At 40.2% G+C, this 5,224-nt stretch carries 3 protein-coding genes; 1 reads left to right on the forward strand and 2 read right to left on the reverse strand.

Going from position 1 to position 5,224, the window contains the following annotated elements:
• Positions 1–241: 241 nt before the first annotated feature.
• Positions 242–454 (forward strand): transcription antiterminator/RNA stability regulator CspE, encoded by a 213-nt coding sequence (gene cspE, locus C0W29_RS21345; RefSeq protein ID WP_036789214.1) that lies wholly within the window; start codon positions 242–244, stop codon positions 452–454.
• Between the two features lie 203 nt (positions 455–657).
• Here cspE and adiA read toward each other — a convergent pair whose 3' ends face one another.
• Both adiA and potE read right to left on the reverse strand, forming a co-directional pair.
• On the reverse strand, positions 658–2,961 hold the full coding sequence (gene adiA, locus C0W29_RS21350) for an arginine decarboxylase (RefSeq protein ID WP_107277790.1): 2,304 nt from the start codon (positions 2,959–2,961) through the stop codon (positions 658–660).
• Between the two features lie 186 nt (positions 2,962–3,147).
• Complete coding sequence (gene potE, locus C0W29_RS21355; protein ID WP_107277791.1) at positions 3,148–4,473, reverse strand: putrescine-ornithine antiporter; 1,326 nt, start codon at positions 4,471–4,473, stop codon at positions 3,148–3,150.
• Between the last annotated feature and the right edge of the window lie 751 nt (positions 4,474–5,224).

The following is a 5,224-nucleotide window of genomic DNA, read 5'->3' on the forward strand; positions in this document are numbered from 1 at the left end:
GGGTAGCGGTATAGCCGCTACCTGAACATCCATTAGGGTGTTTAACTAAATAAGATATTAGTTAAATGTCTTACACTGCTGAAAACGTTATTTGTCATCTTTATCAAAAAGAAAACTGTTTATCGCTACATTTATGTTGTTGTATCCGTGTTTCCCTTTGCTTTATCGATATTCAAACATCTTCATTTCAGCCTGTCGCGTGTTGCGGCAACTTAATGAAATAAAATATAAGGGACACATCATGTCTAATTCAACAACTGGTTTAGTAAAATGGTTTAACGAAGAGAAAGGTTTTGGTTTTATTACTCAAGACAACGGCGGTGCTGATGTATTCGTTCACTTCCGTGCCATCGCTTCAGACGGCTTTAAGACCTTGGCTGAAGGCCAAAAAGTATCATTTGAAGTAGAGCAAGGCCAAAAAGGTCTGCAAGCTGCAAATGTTGTAGCGTTATAATTCGAAGATCTCTCTTCTGAGAAAATGCTGGCTAAGGCCGGCATTTTTTATATGTAAAGCTTTAGTTATTGATGTTTATTTATTCAAATACCTGCACTTCCTGCACTTCCTGCACTTCCTGCGCTTAAGTTATCGAGATAAAAAATCCCCCACAGTTACCCGTGGAGGATTGATAGGGTCTTCACGTTATCGTATGAGACGATTTATAGTGCTTCTTTTTTAATACAAAGAACGTGGTATTTACCGTCTTCGATCTCTGCACCTTCCGTTTCGTGTTCGAAGCCAGGGAATTCCGCATCCCATGCTTCTAGTGCTTTCAAATACTGAATTTGAGGACTGGTGGTATCACCGAAGTTTTCACCACCCATTAGCATTGGGATACCTGGTGGGTAAGGGATTACCGAGTTCGCTGCAACACGACCGACTAGCTTGTCAGAAGGTACTAGCTCTACGTCATCTGATACTACGAACTGGTAAGCAGTACGTGGCTTCACTTCCATTTCTGGCAGGCTTGAGTAAGCTTGGTTAAGTACTTGGCTTGGGTTATGACGAACTAGATACTTGAACATTCGCTCACCAAGATCTCGTAAACCAAGGCCCGAGTACGCTTGAGGCGAAGATGCCACTAGCTCTGGTAAGATTGTTTCTAACGCAGAGTTAGCATCGTAGTGACGCTTGAATGACAATAAAGTGTTGATCAAGGTGTCACGCTTACCTTTAGTAATACCCATTGAGAATAGGAACATTACTTGGAAGTCAGTGGTACGAGTTGGTACGATACCAAAGCGACCTAGGTATGCAGTTACAAGTGCTGCTGGAACACCGGTATCTAGGAATTGACCTTTATCATCAAGACCCGGAGTGAGTAGGCTAACTTTGATTGGATCAAGCATACACCAGTCATTGTCGATTTCGTCAAAGCCGTGCCACTTGTCACCAGGCGTTAATTTCCAGTTCTGTTGGATAGTCATTAGTGACTCAACAGAAGCATCTTCGAAATTAACTTTGTCGCCGTTCATTTCAGTAACAATTTCAGCATTCCAAGGCTTGAAGAACCAGTCGTTTTCGCTAGTGTAATCGTTGAATAGTTGGCGCATGCTTTGACGGAAGACGATCGCTTCGCGGTTAACTTCGTTAGTTAGCGATAGACCACTTTCGCCTTTCATCATATTCGCAGCAACATCGTTAGACGCACAGATTGCGTATAGTGGTGATGTTGAAGTGTGCATCATGTAAGCTTGGTTGAAACGATCGAAGTTAATCGCGTTTTCACCGTTACGTACGTGAATGTATGATGCTTGAGACAATGCATTCAATAACTTGTGCGTTGAGTGAGTAGCAAACACTGTTGGACCTGTGTGGTCTTTAGCATCGCCACGCATTGCGTAGTGACCCTTGTAGATAGGGTTAAAACGTGCGTAACCGAACCAAGCTTCGTCCATGTGAATACGGCTAGAGCTTTCGCCTAGTAGCGCTTCAGTCACTTCTGAGTGGTAACATAAACCGTCGTAAGTACAGTTAGTTACTACAGCGTAGCTGGCTTTTTTCTCATCAGCGTTGAAAGGAATGCCCGCATTTTTAGCTTTAAGTGCAATGCCTTCTTTGCTCATTTGAACTTTGCTGATCGGACCGATGATACCGTAACAGTTACGGCTAGGCACCATATAGATTGGACGTGCGCCCGTTAGGATCAGACCTTGTTCAATTGATTTGTGACAGTTACGGTCACAAATAGCGATGTCGTCATCTTTCATACATGCTTGCATGATAGTACGGTTTGATCCCGATGTACCGACAATACCAGAGTAAGACTGGTGAGCACCGAAGATTTTAGCTGCTTCAACTTCTGAATCTTTAAATGCGCCGCTGTGGTCAAGTAATGAACCTAGTGCAGCACGCTCGATACCCATATCGGTACGGAACAAGTTTTCGCCGAAGAATTCAAAGAATTGGTTACCAGCAGGAGTCTTAGTAAAACCAATACCACCTTGGTGACCTGGAGCAGACCATGAGTACTCATGGATGTCGTTGTAGTGCATCATCGCTTTCATGAACGGTGGTAGCACTTGTGCACGGTAACGACGCATTGAAGCAACGATACGGCCAGCAACGAAATCAGCGGTGTCTTCTAGTACTGAATAACACTCGTCAACACGCTCCATTAATTGGCGGTTGTTAAGTATAGACGTACGAGCGCGTTCTGCTAGTAGAAATACTGGCACTTCAGATTGACGTGCTTGCAGTGCACTGAGTAGTTCAACTTCTTCGTTCGAGCTAACGATTTGCTCTTCAGTTTTTTCAAGTGCCAAGACTAGGCTATCAATTTGAGTTGATAGAATAACCGCACGTGCATCTTCATAAGATGTTGCAGTAATAATTTCGATACTGCGATTCTGTAGCTCTGTAATTAGCGATTTAGTTGCACGATCAGCAAAGCTATTTGGAGTAATGTTTTGGTGTTCAATAACGAGAGCACGCATTTTGTTGGTTATATAGTTGTTGTTCATAATAACGCCTGAATAAAATGATTAATGGCTGATATGTTTTATGCTGACTTCATGAGTGTGAAGTAATAAAACGCTCGATCGAATTTTTTAAGCAGGGAATAAATAAAGCTGGTTATTAATATCATTATTAATAGTAAGCGTATTTATTATTTATCCCCACTTTTGTTCTAGTTGGTTATTAATAAATTAACTTGTTTTAATGTCGGGTTTGGTATCTCGAGCAGCAATGAAGCCGTAGAAAATATAACCCAGTAGTGTCAGAATGGTACCGCCAAATACTGCAGTTGCACCGCAGGCGTAGACGCCATAGATACTGTAAAGAACAGCTAATGTACCCACGGTTGCACCAAGACGGTATTGCTTTTTAGACACCATGTTCTTGCGAAGTAATACTTCAAGACCAGTCATCGATAGGATGTAAGGCACCATATTAATAAACACTGCTAGGTTCAATAGCGCGTTGAACTGACTGATCAAGTTAGGAGAGATAGTCATTACGGCTAGTAAAATCTCAGCCGCTAGCATGATTAACATACCGGCAATGGGTACGCCTGCTTTGTTGGTTTTAGCAAAGATTTTAGGGAATAGACCTTCATCTGCTGCTGCTTTAGAAACCTGTGCGTTAGTGAACTGCCAGCCAAGTAGTGAGCCGATACATGCGATAACTGCTGCTAGGGTAACGATGTTACCTACAGTTGGGTTAAACATGTGGCTGAACACTAAACCAAATGGTGCTGTTGATGCTGATAATTCTGCGTTAGGAATAATACCCTGAATAACACCTGTTGATGCAATGTAAACAATTGCTGCGAAACCAGTACCAAACAATACTGCTAATGGTACGTTACGCTCTGGGTTTTCAACCGCATCAGAGTTAGCACCTGCAGATTCAATACCTAGGAATGCCCATAAAGTCAGTGCGATACCAGAAGATACAGAGTGCATAGTTGTGTCGTGGTGTGGGTTCCATGCGTTCATGAATGTTTGTGGATCGAACCACCACCAACCGATGATAGATAGACCCGCAACTGGAATAATGATACCCCAAACAGTGAATGCAGAGATTTGACCAGTGATTTTCGCACCGCCAAAGTTAGCTACCATAGTGAAGATAAGGATAGCAACGACACCGAAGAAAGTGTGGATAGGTGTATCAAGCCAGGGTATAAATGGTTTGATGTAACCTAACGCTGAAACGGCAATCGCAACACAGCTAATAACTAAACACACGTAGTAAGTGTAAGAAGAGATGAAGAAAGATGATTTTCCGTGTGCTTCTTCTGCGTAAGCTGACATACCGCCAGAGCGTTTACAAAATGCACCACATTTAGCAAATGTATAAGCAATACACATTGCGCCTAATGCAGTTACAACCCAAGATAGCATTGAAATTGCACCAACTTGCGCCAAGCTTGCTGGTAGCATAATAATACCGGAACCCATCATGTTAACTGCAACAAGTACAGTTAAGCCGACAAGACCCATTTTTTTAGTGTCTGTATCTGATGACATTATATTCACCTATGATTAGAAAGGAGATAAAGTTTATTAAAAAAGGATTTATCTTAATTTAAATAAATAGGTTCCATGGTGAATTATTTATTATGTAAGTAATAAAATTTAATTATTTTATTAAATTTTTTAGTAATAAAATAATTAAAATATAATTCTTTAACCATAAAAATTATATTTTAAAGTGAAGTCTTAATCTTTTACTCGACCTAATATAGGTGCATATTTTGATAAAAACAAAATAATATAAATGAAATAAAAGATTTCATTTATGATATGTTGTGGTGATTTTTGTATCGTTATTCGGCCATATTATTTTAATATTGACACCTAAAAGCTATTTGCTACTTTTTCATTTGATTGAAAAATCTTTTATTACAAGAAGTTGTAACTGTCACCTAGTGATAATATTGAAAGTAGCATCCAGTGAATACTTATTCGGAAATATTAACAATAAATTCAATTAAGTATTTAAAGGGATGTTTTTTGTTACAGATTCAAGAATTTTAATTTGTATTAAAAATAATTAAGTCTAAGTGGAATGCTTGGTTGGAATTTTTAATTGCTATTTAACCGGTATAAAAAAATCCCCCGCTATAATTAGCGAGGGATTGATAGGGTAGCCACATTATCGCGTTAGGCGATTATAGTGCGTCTTTTTTGATACAAAGAACGTGGTATTTACCGTCTTCGATCTCTGCACCTTCAGTTTCGTGTTCGAAACCAGGGAATTCAGCGTCCCATGCTTCTA

Source organism: Photobacterium kishitanii, from assembly GCF_003026355.1.
Taxonomy (GTDB): domain Bacteria; phylum Pseudomonadota; class Gammaproteobacteria; order Enterobacterales; family Vibrionaceae; genus Photobacterium; species Photobacterium kishitanii.